This is a genomic window from Rhodococcus sp. NPDC057014 (assembly GCF_042673295.1).
Classification (GTDB): domain Bacteria; phylum Actinomycetota; class Actinomycetes; order Mycobacteriales; family Mycobacteriaceae; genus Rhodococcus_F.
Window position 1 is genome coordinate 1 of the sequence record NZ_JBHUSF010000204.1, and the last position, 16,037, is coordinate 16,037.

The 16,037-nt window shown below is 66.5% G+C and carries 12 protein-coding genes and 1 pseudogene; 8 read left to right on the top strand and 5 right to left on the bottom strand.

Annotation, left to right across the window (positions count from 1 at the left end; translation table 11 throughout):
* Positions 1-51: 51 nt before the first annotated feature.
* Both ACFTZB_RS30165 and ACFTZB_RS30170 read right to left on the bottom strand, forming a co-directional pair.
* On the bottom strand, positions 52-1,467 hold the full coding sequence (locus ACFTZB_RS30165; RefSeq protein ID WP_378437008.1) for an SLC13 family permease: 1,416 nt from the start codon (positions 1,465-1,467) through the stop codon (positions 52-54).
* Positions 1,468-1,792: 325 nt separating this feature from the next.
* Complete coding sequence (locus ACFTZB_RS30170) at positions 1,793-2,266, bottom strand: Lrp/AsnC family transcriptional regulator (protein ID WP_378437010.1); 474 nt, start codon at positions 2,264-2,266, stop codon at positions 1,793-1,795.
* A gap of 253 nt (positions 2,267-2,519) precedes the next feature.
* Between ACFTZB_RS30170 and leuC the strand changes: the two genes are divergently transcribed.
* From leuC to ACFTZB_RS30210, 8 genes and pseudogenes are all read left to right on the top strand, one after another.
* A complete protein-coding gene (gene leuC, locus ACFTZB_RS30175; protein WP_378437013.1) occupies positions 2,520-3,923 on the top strand; it encodes a 3-isopropylmalate dehydratase large subunit in 1,404 nt (467 codons plus the stop codon).
* Between the two features lie 6 nt (positions 3,924-3,929).
* Positions 3,930-4,547, top strand: a complete 618-nt coding sequence (gene leuD / locus ACFTZB_RS30180) for a 3-isopropylmalate dehydratase small subunit (protein ID WP_378437015.1) — start codon at positions 3,930-3,932, stop codon at positions 4,545-4,547.
* Positions 4,540-5,316 (top strand): RraA family protein, encoded by a 777-nt coding sequence (locus ACFTZB_RS30185; RefSeq protein WP_378437017.1) that lies wholly within the window; start codon positions 4,540-4,542, stop codon positions 5,314-5,316. The genes leuD and ACFTZB_RS30185 overlap by 8 nt, the downstream gene beginning before the upstream one ends.
* 47 nt (positions 5,317-5,363) lie before the next feature.
* Positions 5,364-8,861: an indolepyruvate ferredoxin oxidoreductase family protein gene (locus ACFTZB_RS30190; RefSeq protein WP_378437030.1), complete on the top strand. Its 3,498-nt coding sequence runs from the start codon at positions 5,364-5,366 to the stop codon at positions 8,859-8,861.
* An 84-nt stretch (positions 8,862-8,945) separates the two neighbouring features.
* A complete protein-coding gene (locus ACFTZB_RS30195) occupies positions 8,946-10,091 on the top strand; it encodes an acyl-CoA dehydrogenase family protein (RefSeq protein ID WP_378437019.1) in 1,146 nt (381 codons plus the stop codon).
* 251 nt (positions 10,092-10,342) lie between these two features.
* Positions 10,343-11,146: a transposase gene (locus ACFTZB_RS30200; protein ID WP_378437032.1), complete on the top strand. Its 804-nt coding sequence runs from the start codon at positions 10,343-10,345 to the stop codon at positions 11,144-11,146.
* 86 nt (positions 11,147-11,232) lie between these two features.
* A pseudogene (locus ACFTZB_RS30205) lies at positions 11,233-11,628 on the top strand (transposase); the annotation flags it as partial.
* A gap of 322 nt (positions 11,629-11,950) precedes the next feature.
* Positions 11,951-12,262: a transposase gene (locus tag ACFTZB_RS30210; RefSeq protein ID WP_378437021.1), complete on the top strand. Its 312-nt coding sequence runs from the start codon at positions 11,951-11,953 to the stop codon at positions 12,260-12,262.
* A gap of 462 nt (positions 12,263-12,724) precedes the next feature.
* On the opposite strand, the gene ACFTZB_RS30215 is transcribed toward ACFTZB_RS30210, so the two are convergent.
* The 3 genes from ACFTZB_RS30215 to ACFTZB_RS30225 form a co-directional block, all read right to left on the bottom strand.
* Positions 12,725-13,321 (bottom strand): short chain dehydrogenase, encoded by a 597-nt coding sequence (locus tag ACFTZB_RS30215; protein WP_378437023.1) that lies wholly within the window; start codon positions 13,319-13,321, stop codon positions 12,725-12,727.
* The gene (locus tag ACFTZB_RS30220; protein WP_378437026.1) at positions 13,318-15,243 is read right to left on the bottom strand and encodes an APC family permease; all 1,926 of its coding nucleotides are present in this window, start codon (positions 15,241-15,243) and stop codon (positions 13,318-13,320) included. Before ACFTZB_RS30220 ends, ACFTZB_RS30215 begins: the two co-directional genes overlap by 4 nt.
* Before the next feature lie 143 nt (positions 15,244-15,386).
* The coding region (locus ACFTZB_RS30225) for an aldehyde dehydrogenase family protein (RefSeq protein WP_378437028.1) at positions 15,387-16,037 on the bottom strand (651 nt) is incomplete at its 5' end.

A 16,037-nucleotide genomic window follows, 5' to 3' on the forward strand; every position in this document is an offset into this window, starting at 1 on the left:
CCCAAGGGGGGCGACCTGCGCTACAGCTGTTGGACGTCGTCATTGACAGGACTACATCGAGGTCGGGAGAACGACGATGAGCCAGGCGAGGATCGGGGCGACGAGGACGATGTAGCCGGTGTACTTGAAGAGGGAGCGTTGGAATTTGTCGCGGTCGGGGACCTGGGCGTTGGCGAGGACCATGACGCCGTTGCTCGAGAGCGGGCTGACGTCGACGATCACTGCGGAGAAGGAGACTGCGGCGACGAAACCGATGAGGCCGACCTCGCCCATCATCAGCAGCGGTGCCGCGAGGGGGAGGACGATGCCGAGGGTTCCGATGGATGATCCGACGGCGGACACAGCGGCGACGGCGTAGCAGAGAATCAGCGCGGTGAGCAGCGGAGAGCCGAGGGATGCGGCAGCGTCGCCGAGGAATTCGAGGGTGCCGTTGGCTTTGAGCACGCTCATGTAGGTGAGCATTCCGCAGACGAGGAGAACGGCGGACCAGGTGACATTGTTGACGGCGGGCTTGTGCTTGTTCGGTGCCAGTACGAGGAGGATGGCCGCGATGACCATCGAGCACACACCGACGTCGATCTGGAACACGGCCGAGCCGATGAGCAGGGCAACCATGCCGAGCAGGGTCAGGACCCGCAGCGGAGTGAAGCCGGTGGATTCAATCTCTTCGAGCCGATCCGGTGTGCCGGCGGGCTGTGGCGATCCGGTGGTCAGCACCATCGGCCCCGCCCCCGGTCGAGCGGAGGCCGCGTGCTGGCCGGTGCTCGCCCCGGAGTGAACGAGGTCGCCGCCGCGCGGTCCCGGTGCGGGGCTGCCGTCGACGGTGGGGTTGTCACCGGTGAGGTCGTCGATGTCGATCGTTTGGTCATCGGCGCGGAGCAGGTCCCTGCCGCGGACGAGAAAGAGTCCGAGGGCGAGCAGGAAGCTCAGTCCAAGGGGGATGACATACAGGGCGAGGGGGTTGGTGGGTAGGCCGGCGGACTGGAGCCAGCCGTTGGTGAAGGCGCCGTAGACGGTGATCGGGGAGAAGGCGGCACCGAGCACACCGTGGCTGATCATCATTCCCATCAGCAGGGGATCGATTTTGTAGCGCTTGGCGATCGGCATGGCGATGGGGGCGAGCATGCCGACGGCCAGAACCGAGCCCATGGTCATCAGACCGGCGCCGAGGAAGAACATCAGCCAGACGATGGCCCAGCGTTTGCCTCGGACGAGCTTGAGGGCGCCGGAGACGATCAGGTCGACGGTGCCGTTGACCCGGGCGATGCCGAACAGCAGCGTGATGCCGACGATGATGGTGAAGATGCTGCCGGGGAAGAACCCGAAGATGTCGTCCATGGGCATTCCGGACAGCCAGCCGCCGATGACGAAGGCTGCGGCGAACGCCAGGACGCCCATGTTGATGGGGGTCATGGTGCCGATCGCGAAGAGCGCTATCAGCGCCGCGATCGAGATGAAGTAGATCATCGAGGTAACCCTTTCGGTGGTTGCCCGGTTATCCGAGCGCGCCTGCCGGGGATGAGCCGGACAGCGGGGAGCCGACTGTGGTGGCACCGGATCCGTTGCGGGACCTCTGTGGCGCACCCACGCCCCGCTATTGAAGGGTGATGGCAGTCACAGAATCAACTCGATCGAGGAGAAAGCATCCAGATGCTCAACTCCTGACAGCCGCAATCCTTCGCGGAGGGCCAATTGCTCAATTTTTCTGCGCTCGGCTGGGGAACCGTTCAGGTGTTCGGCGTATCGAGGACCAACGGCGCGAAATGGGCCGGCTCGCCGGGAGTTCCTGCGTCTAGGCCTCTGTCCGGAGCTTCTCCACGATCGGGATGGTCCGGGGCCAGATGCGCCGGCTCAGGACGATCTCGGAGCGGGTGCGCAACACACCCTCGGTTTTCATGACAGCCTGCAGGACGTCCTCGAAATGTGAATTGTCGCGGGCGACGAAGCGGCACAAGAGATCTCCTTCGCCGGACACGGTGTTGGCCTCGATCAGCTCCGGTATCGCGGTCAGTCGTTCCAGTGTCTCGTTGACCTGACTCTGCGCGATATGCACGTGGACGAAGGCCATCACTGCGTAACCCAGAGGGGCGAGATTGACCTGTGGGCGCCAGGTGACGATCACACCGGCCTTTTCCAGCTTGGTGATCCGGGCCTGGGCGGTGTTGCGGGCGATGTTGAGTCTGCGGGAGTACTCGCGCACACCGGCGCGGGGTTCTTCGACGATGAGCCGAAGAAGGTCGAGATCGAGTTTGTCGAAGCCGTCCATCGGTAGTCCTGTCGCGTGGGTCGAAAATTGGTCCAGATGCGCATCCGGCTATGGCGCCGAGGGCTTGCGTTGAGCACTTGGTAGCAATTTTGGGTTGTCGGTTTATCTCACGGTACAGGTCTGTCTATGTTGTGTGTCACACAGAGCAGCGGTGCGATCGGCGAGCGTTCGATCCGCGCACACCGCTTGCCGTCGTCAACGCCACCATCACCGGAGGGCGGACGCGGGTTACGGGAAGGGACAGGCGCTGACCATGGGTTACACGCTGGCGGACAAGATCTGGAGGAGCCACGTCGTGCGCTCCGCTGAGGGCGAACCGGATCTGATCTACATCGACATGCACCTGCTGCACGAGGTGAACACCCCTGCCGCGTTCGCGGGTCTGCGCGCCGCGGGCCGGACCGTCCGCCGCCCCGATCTGACGGTGGGCACCGAGGACCACAACACCCCCACCGACGACGTGCTGCGCACGATCACCGACCCGGCCGCGGCCGAGCAACTCGACCACATTCGGCGCAACTGCCGCGATTTCGGCATCGAGTTGTACTCGCTCGGTGATTCCGCGCGCGGCATCGTCCACGTCATCGGTCCGGAGCTGGGACTGACCCAGCCCGGGATGACGCTGGTGTGCTGTGACTCGCACACCAGCACCCACGGTGCCTTCGGCGCGCTCGCCTTCGGTATCGGCACCAGCCAGGTCGAACACGTCCTGGCCACCCAGACCCTGCCGATGGCGCCGATGAAGAACATGCGTGTCGTCGTCGACGGTCATCTGCCGTCCGGGGCGACGGCGAAGGACCTCATCCTGGCGGTGATCGAGCAGATCGGCACCGGCGGTGGGCAGGGCTATGTCATCGAATACCAGGGCGAGGCCATTCGTGCCCTGTCGATGGAGGGCCGGATGACGGTGTGCAACATGACGATCGAGGCAGGGGCCCGGGCCGGTCTCATCGCCCCCGACGAGGTCACGATCGAGTACCTGCGCGGCCGCCCGCATGTGCCCTCCGGGGCCGCGTTCGAGGAGGAGGCCGCGTACTGGCGGACGTTCCAGTCCGACGACGACGCCGTCTTCGACAAGGAAGTGCACCTCGACGCCGGCACCGTCGCCCCTCGGGTGTCCTGGGGGACGACTCCCGCTCAGTCCGTCCCACTCAACGGCTGCGTCCCCGACCCGGACACCTTCATCGACGCGGTGGACCGTGCGGCCGCCGAACGCGCACTGGCCTATATGCAGCTGGCCCCGGGGGATTCGCTGCGCGACATCGAGGTCGACGCGGTGTTCATCGGTTCGTGCACCAACGGCCGGATCGAGGACCTGCGGGAGGTCGCCGCAGTCTGGGAAGGTCGGCGGATCGCACCGGGCGTCGAGGTCCTTGTCGTCCCGGGGTCGGAGGCCGTCCGCGCCCAGGCCGTCGAGGAAGGCCTCGCCGAAATCTTCACCGCGGCCGGTGCCCCGCTCCGGTACTCCGGGTGCTCGATGTGCGTGGCGCTCAACGACGACCGGCTGCGACCGGGCCAGCGTGCGGCGTCGACCAACAACCGCAACTTCGAGGGCAGGCAGGGGAGGGGCGTGATGACGCACCTGGTCTCACCCGCGGTGGCCGCCGCGACCGCGATCACCGGGCGCCTCACCGCGCCCACAGACCTGGAGGACTGACCACCCATGGACTGTTTCACCGAACACACCGGAATCGCAGTGCCGCTGAGGGTTTCCGATGTCGACACCGACCAGATCATTCCGGCGCGTTTCTGCGTCGGAGTGACCAAGGAGGGGTATGCGGACGCCCTGCTCCACGATTGGCGTCTCGACCCGGAGTTCGTGCTCAACCGGCCTGACTACCGAAACGCGACGATCCTGGTGGCAGGGGAAAACTTCGGTGTCGGGTCGTCCCGGGAGATGGCGGTCTGGGCGCTGCAGAACTACGGCTTCACAGCCGTCCTCGCCCCGAGGTTCGGCGACATCTTCCGCGGCAACTCCCTGAAGAACGGTCTGCTGACCGTCACGCTCGAGCAGTCGGTGATCGACGAACTGTGGAACACGATCGAGTGCAGACCCGAGGTCCCGATCACTGTTGACCTGGTCCGACGCGAGGTGCGGGCGAGCGGTGTCACCTACCCGTTCGAGCTGGACGACAACGCCCGCTGGCGGCTGCTGAACGGCTACGACGACATCAGCCTGACCCTGCGCGACGCCGAGGACATCGACACCTACGAGGCGGCCCGCCGCCGCACCCTGCCGACATCGCGCCGGGTCGCGATGGAAGGAGTCATCCGTGGCTGACACCGACTTCACCTACACGACTGGACGCATGACCGGCACCGTTCCGCCGTCGAAGATCCTCACCACCGAGATCCCGCGATACGCCGAAGACTATGCGTCCCGGTTGCTGTCGATACCCGACATCACGTCCGCCGTTGCCGACGCCCTCGACGAACTCGGCATCGGCGTGGCGATCAACGCGAGCGACCTGCCGCCGGTGGCGGCCGATGCGCGGATGTGCGGCCCCGCGGTGACGTTGCGGTATGTGCCCCTCGGCGGGGACGTGACCGGCAACCGCGAAAACGGGCGCGGCACTACCTTCGGCGACCGCGACCTCTACGGCCTGGGCCGCCCCGGCGATGTGGCGGTCATGGACTGTTCGGGATCACGGTCCGGTGCGGTGATGGGTGCCCTGTCCGCCCGGTGGGCGGTGAAAGCGGAGATCGCCGGATGCGTCGTCGACGGCGCGATCCGCGACACCGCCTCCATCCTCGCCAGTGGTCTGCCGGTGTGGAGTGCCACCCGGAACCCCGCCGCCGCCCGCTACCGCTACGAGACCGTGCAGATGAACGGTCCGGTCTCCCTGGCCGGGCATTTGGTCAACCCCGGTGACTACATCGTCGCCGACATCGACGGTGTCTGCGTGATCCCGTTCTTCGACGTCCCGCGGGTCGTCGAGCACTGCGAGCACGCTCACGGCACCGAAGTCGCTTTCATCGACCGCATCGACGCGGCCGCGACTCTGGAAGAACTCGTCGCCGGGCTGACTCCGGGCACTGCCCCCGCCTGACCGCCGACGTCGACATCACAGAAGGAACACAAGCTTTGTCCTCCACCTTGCAGACCCGCCCGTCCACGTTCTCCCTCGACGACCGCTATGTCCTCGAAGACGGCTCGGTCTATCTGACCGGTATCCAGGCGTTGGTTCGCGTGCTGCGGGACAGGGCCATCCTCGACCGCCGGCGCGGCCTGCGCACCTCGTCTTTCGTCTCCGGCTACGAGGGGTCACCGCTGGCCGGGTACGACCTCGAGATCGCCCGCAAACGCAAGATCCTCAACGAGTACGACCTCGTGCACCGGCCCGGTGTCAACGAAGAATTGGCCGCCACCTCCGTTCTCGGCACCCAGATGGCACCGCAGATCGGGCATCTGCGCCCGGACGGGGTCACCGGGTACTGGTACGGCAAGTCCCCCGGACTCGACCGCGCCTCCGACGCCATCCGGCACGCGAACCTCGTCGGCACCGACCCGCGCGGCGGCGCCGTCGCCCTCGTCGGCGACGACCCGGGTGGGAAGTCCTCGAGCCTGGCGTGCGCGTCCGAGGTCGCGATGGCGGACCTGCTCATCCCCACCCTCTACCCGGCTGATTCCCAGGAGGTGCTCGACTACGGGCTGCATGCACCGTTCCTGTCCCGGTTCACCGGCCTGTGGTCGGGACTCAAGATCGTCACCGCCGTCGCCGACGGCGCGAGCTCGGCGGTGGTGCACCCGGATCGGATCGACCCCAGCTTCGGTGACATCGGCCCGAGCACCTACACCCCGAACGCCAACCTCGTCGGCCCGAACCTGCTCACCCTCGAACGCAGCCAGATGATGGATCGGCTGCCCCGTGCCCTCGACTACGCTCGCATCAACACACTGAACGACATCGTGCAGTCCGGGCCCGACGACCGGATCGGCATCGTCACCTCCGGGAAGACGTATCTCGATCTGCGCGAGGCACTGTCGGCGTTCGGTCTCAAACCTGCGGACCTGCGCCGGTATGGGATCCGCATCCTCAAGCTCGGCATGATCTATCCCGTCGACCCCGAGATCGTGCACCAATTCGCTGCCGGGCTCGGTGAGATCATCGTCGTCGAGGAGAAGCGGGCGTTCCTCGAGACCGCGATCCGCGACATCCTCTACCGGCGCGCCGACGCCCCGGTGGTCATCGGTAAGACCGACCCGACTGGCAAATCCCTGGTCAACATCTTCGGAGAGCTCGACGCCGACCTGATCGCCAACGCTCTCAGCCGCCGACTGGGCGACGAATACGGCATCGAACCGGTCCAGCAGTGGAAGCAGCGCCCCAGGGCCTCGAAGATCGCGCTGCCGTTGTTGAACCGCACCCCCTATTTCTGCTCGGGATGCCCGCACAACTCCTCGACCAAGGTGGCACCGGACACGCTGATCGGCGGCGGAATCGGCTGTCACGCCATGGTGATGATGATGGACGACAAGCAGGTCGGTGAGGTGATCGGGCTGACCCAGATGGGCGGCGAAGGCGCCCAGTGGATCGGCATGGCCCCGTTCCTCGAGGAAAACCACCTCATCCAGAACATCGGGGACGGCACGTTCATGCACTCGGGCAGCCTCGCGCTGCGGGCCGCCGTCGCCTCCGGGGAGAACGTCACCTACAAATTGCTCTACAACGCCACCGTCGCCATGACCGGCGGACAGGACCCGGTCGGCGCCATGCCGCTGGACCGGATCACCCGGCTGCTGCTCGCCGAAGGCGTCAAGAAGGTCGTGGTCACCACCGAGGACCGCAAGCGCATCAGCGCACTGAAACTGCCCAAGGGCGTCGAGATCCGGGACCGGGACGACCTCGTCGACGTCCAAACGGAACTGGCGGCCATCCCCGGGGTCACGGTCCTGGTCCACGACCAGGAATGCGCCGCCGAGAAGCGCCGCAAACGCAAGCGCGGCACCCTGCCCACCCCGACCACCCGGGTGATGATCAACGAACGCATCTGCGAGGGCTGCGGCGACTGCGGCGAAAAGTCGAACTGCCTGTCGGTGCACCCCACCGACACCGAATTCGGCCGCAAGACCACGATCCACCAATCTTCCTGCAACCTCGACTACTCGTGCTTGAAGGGCGATTGCCCGTCCTTCGTGACCATCACCCCCGGCCCGAAGGAACAGCGCACCCCCGTCCCGGCCATCGCTGCCGATCTGATCACCGACCCCGACGTGCCGGCGATCGACGACCAGTTCGGGATGCGGATCATGGGCGTCGGCGGCACCGGTGTCATCACCGTCGCGCAGATCCTGGCCACCGCCGCCGTGATCGACGGCAAGTTCGTCCGCAGTCTCGACCAGACCGGCCTGGCGCAGAAGGGCGGCGCCGTGGTGTCGGATCTGAAGATCAGCGCCGAACTCCGCGAGGGCGCCTCGAAGATCGGACGGGGTCGCTGCCGCCTCTACCTCGGTTGCGACTCCCTCGTCGCCACCGATCCCAACAATTTGAAGGTCGCCAACAGCTCCGACACCGTCGCCGTCGTCTCCACCACGGAAATCCCCACCGGGCAGATGATCGTCGACACCGCAGTGCATTTCCCGGAACTGACCACCATCCGCACCGCCATCGACGGCGCCACCTCCCGCGCCATCTACCTCGACCCGGCCCTGCTCTCACGTGAGTTGTTCGACGACGAGCAGTACACCAACATGCTTCTGATCGGCGCCGCGTTCCAGACCGGTGTCCTGCCGATCGCCGCGGCCGCGATCGAACAGGCGATCACCCTCAACGGTGTCTCGATCGAGGCGAACCTGCAGGCGTTCCGCCGCGGCCGCCAGGCCATCGCGGACCCCGACGCCCTCACCGCCGCCATCGACGGCAATCGGCGGGCAGTGTTCGAACCGGCCGGCCCGTCCCCCCAGGCATTGGCCCTCGCCGGCACTGTCCGGGCGGCAGCCGATTCCGAACTCGCCCGCCTCGTCGGACTGCGCACCGCCGAACTCATCGACTACCAGGACGCCGACTACGCCCGCGACTACGCCCAATTCGTGGAGTCGGTGCGCCAGCGTGAAGCCGCGTCGGTCGGCGGTTCCACCGCGCTGACCGAGGCGGTGGCGAAGAACCTGTTCAAGCTCATGGCCTACAAGGACGAGTACGAAGTCGCCCGCCTGGCCCTTGATCCCGCCTTCGACGCCGCGGTCAAGGACACCTTCGGCCGGAGCGCGAAACGGTCCGTGCGCCTGCACCCCCCGATGCTGCGCGCCATGGGCATGAAGAACAAGCTGTCCCTCGGATCCTGGATCAACCCCGGGTTCCGGACCCTGCACCGGATGCGCAAGATTCGCGGCACCAAGCTCGATGTATTCGGCTACCACCACATCCGGAAGATGGAACGCGAGCTGATCGCCGAATACCGCGACACCATCGAGCAACTCCTGAACCTGCTCACCCCGCACAGCCTCGCCGCGGCGGTGGAGATTGCCGAACTGCCCGATCTCGTCCGTGGGTACGAACAGATCAAGGTCGCCAACGTGGCTACGTATCACCAGGAACTGGACAAGCTCCTCACTACGTACCCACAGACCGCGCGAGCCGAGAAGCAGGCCGTGTAAGAGACGGGTGAAGCGACACCAGCACTGCGCACCTCCTCCACTGCGACTCGGCACCGCACCACGAACGATCGAAAAGGAACATCCATGAAGAAGTACGTCCCCTCCTGGCACGACGAGGAGGTCACAGCACTGTCCGACCTCGCCGCGGGATTTTTCGAACGAGAAGTCGTCGCCCACAACGAAACCTGGGACACCCAGCACCGCATCGACCGCTCGGTGTGGCTCGAGGCCGGCAAACTCGGACTGCTGTGCTGCTCGATCCCCGAGGAGTACGGCGGCGGAGGCGGCACCTTCGCACACGACCTCGCCGTCTTCGACGCCCAGGGCTACGCCGGCGACCTGTCCTTCGGCATCTCCGTGCACTCGGGCATCGGGGCGCACTACATCCTCGAATACGGCACCGAAGAGCAGAAGACGACGTGGCTGCCGGGGATGGCGACCGGGGACATCCTCGGCGCCATCGGCATGACCGAACCCGGCGCCGGATCGGACCTCAAGGCAATCAAGACCACCGCGATCCGCGACGGCGACGAGTATGTCGTCAACGGATCCAAAACCTTCATCACCAACGGATCCTCGGCCGACATGATCGTCCTCGCGGTCAAGACCGACCCGAAGGCCGGCGCCAAAGGCGTGGCGCTGCTGATCGTCGACCTACGCGACTGCCCCGGCTTCACCGTCGGGCGAATTCTCGACAAGGTCGGTCAGCACGGCGCCGACACCTCCGAGCTGTCGTTCACCGACGTCCGCGTCCCGGTGACGAACCTGCTCGGACAGGAAGGACAGGGTTTCGGGCAGCTGATGGCACAGCTGGTGCAGGAACGGTTGATCATCGGCGCGCAGGCGGTGGGTGCCATGCGGCGCGCGGTCGAGGACACCGTCGACTACACGAAATCACGGCAGGCGTTCGGGCACAGTCTCTTCGAATTTCAGAACACCGCCTTCGAGCTCGCCGAATGCCAGACCATCACCCGCACCTGCGAGGTGTTCCTCGACCACTGCATCAGCGAACACCTGGCTGGTCACTTGGACCCCACGGAGGCGGCGATGGTCAAATACTGGCTCACCGAACAGCAGTGCTCCGTCATCGACCGCTGCGTCCAACTGCACGGCGGTTACGGTTACATGCGCGAATACCTTATCGCCCGCATGTACGAGGACGCCCGCGTCCAGAAAATCTACGCCGGCGCGAACGAGGTGATGAAGAGCATCATCGCGAAATCTCTGTAGGAGAGTCTGGAGGAATCTCGGTGAGCGGACGACGCCGAGTGCGGAACCTGCACCGGCACGTCCCGAAAGCTGGCCGTTCACCGGAACTTGCTGACCAGCACTGTTCCGATAGCCCCGTCCGGTGATGGTTTTGCTTTCGGGGTGTCAATCGGGGCATCCCGAACGATCTGGAGCCGGGCATTCGCGGCGGTCACTGGCGGTCCGTTGACCGCGATTCTGAAAGTGGGCGTGGCTCACAACGATGGCGGAGGATCCGGCAACTCTCCCGCGGCGGCCGACGGAAGAACGACCGCATCGACGCGGCCGCAGCCGCATGCGTCGCCGTCCTGCATCGCGACGCCCGCTCGGTGGACCCCGAGGGCCCGACCGACATCCTTGCGCTGCTCGACGAGCGTCGAACGAATATGTCTAACAGTCGGACTCGTCTCGTCAATCAGTTGCACGCGTTGCTGCGACAGCTGTTCGCCGGCGGAGCGCCGACCTCGTTGACCGCGGGATCGGCCACCACCCTGCTGCGGGGCTTCCGTGCCCGCAGCGGAGTCGACCGAACTCGCGTCGGTCTGTGCCGAGATCTGATCGCCGACATCCGCCGCCTCGATGACCAGCTCGCGGCGAACGAGAAGCAGATGGCCCATACGCTCGACGAGCACGGCACCCGTCTGTGGGAGGTGGACGGGATCGGTGCGGTGACCGCGGCCCGGCTGATCGGTCGCACGGGGTGCGCCAGCAGGTTCCCGACCGCCGCGGCCTACGCCGACTACAACGGTTCGGCACCGGTACAGATCGCCAGCGCCGACACCGACCGCCGCGGCTTCTCCCGCCACGGCGACCGGCAACTCAACAGCGCGCTCTATACCGTCGCCATGGTCCAGACTCGAATGCCCGCCAGTGCCGGCCGAGCGTACTACGACAAGAAAATCGATGAAGGCAAAACGCTCGCAGCGGCGAGGCGCACCCTCAAACGGCACCTATCTGATCACCTCTGGCGCATCATGCTCGCCGACGAGAAACGCCGATATCGACTAAACCAAGCGGATTCCGCAAGCGCAGCTTGATGCGATGTAGGAGCGGGGCCTCCCCGCTCTCGTGGGTCCCGGCGAATGCTGGGGGGTGTCACTTCAACACGATAGAGGAGGCCCCTATGAACGAGTATGACGGAAAGCAGGTCGTCGGGATCGATCTGCACCGGCAACGATCGGTGATCGTCCGCCAGACGGCGGAGGGTGAACAATTGTCGGCAGTACGGATCCTCAACGACCCGGTGGCGTTGGGATTGCAGATCGAGAAGGCCGGCCCGAACCCCGAGGTAGTACTCGAAGCGACGTACGGCTGGTACTGGGCCGTCGACGCCCTCGAAGCGGCGGGCGCCACGGTGCACCTTGCACACCCATTGGGCGTCAAAGGATTTCGGTACAGGCGGGTGAAGAACGACGTACGTGACGCCGGTGACCTGGCGGACCTGCTGCGGATGCACCGACTGCCCGAGGCCTGGATCGCCCCGCCACCGGTACGCGAGCTCCGCGAACTGGTGCGCTACAGGGCGAAGCTGGTCGCACTGCGCTCCGGGCTCAAGGCGCAGGTGCACGCCGTGCTCGCCAAGGCCGGAGTCCTGATACCGGTGTCGGACCTGTTCGGGGTCACCGGCCGCCAGAAGCTGGCCCGGGTCCCGCTCGGCGAACCCTATGCGCAGCGGGTGATCTCGCTGCTCGAGCTCATCGACGTCCTCGATCAGCACGAGGCCCGGTTCTTCGGACAGATCGCGGCCGAGCTATGTGGCCACCGCGGCTACACGGCCATCCAGGAACTGCCCGGCGTCGGACCCACCCTGGCCGCGATCTTCGTCGCCGAGATCTTCAGACGTGCACCGTTTCGCCGATCCCGCGCACCTGTGCTCGTGGGCCGGCCTGACCCCCAAGCACCGCGAATCGGACACGACCGTGCACCGCGGGCACATCACGAAGCAGGGCTCCAAGCTGGTGCGGTGGGCGGCGGTCGAGGCCGTGCAACGCCATCCGACGACGGCGAAGATCTCCGCCGACAAAGATCGCATCGAGGCCCGCCGCGGTAAGAGCATCGCCAAGGTCGCCGCGGCCCGCAAGCTGCTCACGCTCGTCTACTACGGGCTCCGTGACGGACACATCCGCGCCCTGGCCCGGGATCGGGCGGCGTGAGCACCTCGGACGCAACACGTGCGTGGCCGCTGTTTGTCATGACCCCCACACCGTGGCGTGGTCGTCCGCTTGATTGACCCCGCGTGTTGCCATCGCACCGCTCCATGCCCGCGAGCGCCGGGCGAAGGGATGACCGGTAGCCGAGAAATCGGCCTTACCCAACCCATGCATCAACGTTGGAGACGAAAACACAACCCCAAACCCCCACATAGCCAACCGTGTTCGTCGACCTCGACCCCCCATCGGAAGTCTGCGCCGGCTCGGGACCCATCGTCAACGCCGTTCGTCCTCGCTACGCTCCGGGCGCTCCGCATTGACCCCCGGCCCCTCACACAGCGCTGCCCGCAAAGCGGGTCGAACCCCCAAACCCCCAGCATTGACAAACCGCGCTCCTACAGGGATGACAGATAGAGAGGCACCGCCGCGGCTCTCGAGACCCTACAGTTTGACGGTTGCCTGCCGTCACCCCAGCTCGTAGACGCGGCCGGTGTGGATCCCGGCCACTGATTTGACGAACGCGCGCGCGACGTCGGCGGCGGGAACGGGCGCGAATCCGGGGAAGAAGTCGCCGTAGACGTCGAGTGCCTCGGTGACGACGCTCGGGCTGACCGCGTTGATCCGGATGCCGCGCGGAAGTTCGGCGGCGGCCGCTTTCACGAACGCCTCCAGTGCCCCGTTGACGGTCGACGCGACCACGCCCGAGCGAATCGGTTCGCGGGCCAGTACCCCCGTGACCAGGGTGAACGAACCGCGGTCGGCGACGAACGGCAGCCCGCGCAGCACCAGTTCGATCTGCCCGAGCAGTTTGTCGTCGAACCCCTGCCGGAAGTCGCCGGTCGTGGTGTCGCCGAAGCTGGGGAACGGGGTGACGCCCGCGGTACTGACCACCGCGTCCACCGCCCCGACCCGTTCGTACAGCGCGGTGACGGACGCGGCATCCCGGAGGTCGACCGCGACCTCGGTGGAGCGGGATGCGACGACGACGTCGTGGTCGGGTGTCAGGGCGTCCACCACCGCCGTGCCGATGCGGCCGGTGCCTCCGACGACGAGAACCTTCACGAGTGGACCTCCTGTTCGTGCACGGCGGCGGCCGGGGTCGCCCGGTGGGCCGGTGTGCGGGTGGGTGCGGCGGGTTCGACCGCGAATTCGGAGTCGGCGAGCGCGGCGTCGAGTTGCTCGGTGTGGAAACCGCTGCGGACGGCCCACACGTAACTGACCAGGGCCAGCGCGATCACGACCGGCAGGTCCCAGGAGTCGGCGAGCGGCGGTTCGTCGAGGGGGCCGAATTCGCCGTAGTAGGACACCAGCAGCGTCGCGAGGAGCGTGGCGATCAGCCAGACACCGGCGTCGAGGTGACGGCGGCCGGCAGGGGTGCTCGCCACCCGCAGCGCGAGAACGAAGCCGAGCAGTGCCGCGGTCATCGCCGCGAAGTAGACCGGGAACGACCAGCTGCCTGCCCGCTGCACCTCGGTGGTGTTCATGAACCATCCGCCGCGGGAACTGATGTAGATCCACACGATCAGGAACACCGCCGAGATGGACCAGCCAGTGGGTTTGCGCACCCAGCCGTGGTTCACCGACGTGTAGGCGCCGTAGATGCTCACCCCGGCGAACGCGATGACCAGGAGCTGCGCGAGGGACGCGAAGCCGGCGGCGTAGACGATGAACAGGCCTGCCGCGTAGCCGGTGGGCGCCCAGAAACCCATGGCGGGCAGCCGCCAGGTGCGGTCCGCGTGGGGTGCGGTCTTGCGGAGCACCGGTGCGATCGCGCTGCCCATCAGGTAGCTCAGCACCAGGCAGACCGACACCACCGACACCAGCTGGTACCAGCTCGGGAACGGGAGCATGAAGAGGGCGCTGACCACGATCGCGACCACGAGCGACACCCACGGGATGCCGTACCGGTTCACCTTGGCGAGACCCTTCGGGGCGTATTTGTCGATGCCGAACGCGAACGACGCCCGGGCGGCGCTGCCGAGGGTGACCCAGCCGTTGCCCGCCGGGGAGATGGCGGCGTCGATCAGCAGGACGGTGGCGAAGGCGCCGAATCCGGCCGCACCGAGGGCCTGGAACAGCGGGGCCGACGCCCAGTCGCTGGTCCGCAGACCCGCCCAGTCACCGACGGGGATCCCGGCGTCGGACCAGTCGAGTGCGCCGAGGAAGCCGATCTGCAGGCCGATGTACACGACCATCGGGATGAGGATGGACAGCACGATCGCCAAGGGGATGTCGCGCTTGGGGTTTCGCGCTTCTCCGCCGTAGTCGAGTACCTGCCGGGAGCCGAGGTAGCCGAACGCGATCCCGCCGATCGCGAGTGCGTGCACGATGCCGCCCGCGCCGGTGGGGAGGAAGCCGCCGCCGACGGTGAGGTTGCTCGAGTTGAACGCGAAGAACAGCAGGAGGAACGTCAGGCACGGGACGACGAGCTTCCAGATCGTCACGTACGTGTTGACCTTCGCCAGCAGTTTCACACCGAACAGGTTGAGGACGAAGAAGATCGCGAGAATGCCGATGCCGCAGAGTATTCCGTTGGGCCAGGCGAGGATGGTGGTGCCCTGCTCCACCTTCACCAGGCCGAGGTGCGGGAACCGACCACCGAGATAGGTCAGGACGGCCTGCGCTTCGATGGCGGGCAGGCAGACCGTGCCGATCCAGTATCCCCAGCCGGTGATCCACCCGGCGAATGCGCCGTGGGAGAGCGCCGGATAGCGCACGATCCCGCCCGATCTCGGGAACATGGTGCCCAGTTCGATCCAGGTCAGCGACACGACGACGAACAGGCCCGCGCCGAGGATCCAGGACAGGATGGCGGCCGAGCCTGCGACCGACGCCGACGACAGCACCGCGAACAACCAGCCGGAGCCGATCTGCGTGCTGACACCCAGCAACGTCAGCTGCCAGAGTCCGAGGCTTCTCTTCAGTTTGTGATCGGGAGCGTCCGGGGATCCGGGCGCCGAAGGTGAATCCGGTAATGTGCTCATGTGAATCCTCCTTGGGGATTCAGGTGCCCGCTCTCATTAGTGTGAGGTTTCGGCGGGCGCCGGGGACCGTCGTGTCCGGGGGTCGACCTCCTCGGCAGAAGAGATCGACCCCGCCCCGGTGGGTAGCTGGAAAGTGTTCGGGGTCAGTGTCCGCCGAAGATGAGGTCGTGCCAGCCCTTGTGCGCCTCTCCGGTGATGTCGGACATGACGTGCTTGACGTTGGTGTACTCGTCGAACGAGTAGGTGGACATGTCCTTGCCGAATCCGGAGGCCTTGTAGCCGCCGTGCGGCATCTCGCTGATGATCGGGATGTGGTCGTTGACCCACACGCACCCGGCCTGGATTTCCCGGGTGGCCCGCTGGGCGCGGTACACGTTCTGCGTCCAGGCGGATGCGGCGAGGCCGTAGGGAGTGTCGTTGGCGAGGGTGACGGCCTCGTCGTCGGTGTCGAACGGCAGCACGACGAGGACGGGTCCGAAGATTTCCTGCTGGACGATCTCGGAGTCCTGCGCCGCGTCGACGATCAGCGTCGGCTCGTAGTACGCGCCCGCGTCCGGGGTGTGCTCCGGGATGCGCCCGCCGCGAACCACTTTCGCGCCGGCGTCGCGGGCCCGGCCGACCATCGCCGCGACCTGGTCGCGCTGTTTCAGCGAGATCAGCGAACCCATGTCGGTGTCGGTGTCGTCGGCGGGGCCGACCTTCACCTCGTCCATCAGTTCGGCGACCCGCCGGACGAAGTTCTCGTAGAGGGGACGCTGGACGTAGGCGCGGGTGGCGGCGGTGCAGTCCTGGCC

Excerpts from the sequence above, each read along its gene's own strand:
- ACFTZB_RS30195 (WP_378437019.1), top strand. The coding sequence starts at position 8,946 with ATGAAGAAGTACGTCCCCTCCTGGCACGACGAGGAGGTCACAGCACTG.
- ACFTZB_RS30170 (WP_378437010.1), bottom strand. The coding sequence starts at position 2,266 with ATGGACGGCTTCGACAAACTCGATCTCGACCTTCTTCGGCTCATCGTC.
- leuD (WP_378437015.1), top strand. The coding sequence starts at position 3,930 with ATGGACTGTTTCACCGAACACACCGGAATCGCAGTGCCGCTGAGGGTT.
- ACFTZB_RS30220 (WP_378437026.1), bottom strand. The coding sequence starts at position 15,243 with ATGAGCACATTACCGGATTCACCTTCGGCGCCCGGATCCCCGGACGCT.
- leuC (WP_378437013.1), top strand. The coding sequence starts at position 2,520 with ATGGGTTACACGCTGGCGGACAAGATCTGGAGGAGCCACGTCGTGCGC.
- ACFTZB_RS30165 (WP_378437008.1), bottom strand. The coding sequence starts at position 1,467 with ATGATCTACTTCATCTCGATCGCGGCGCTGATAGCGCTCTTCGCGATC.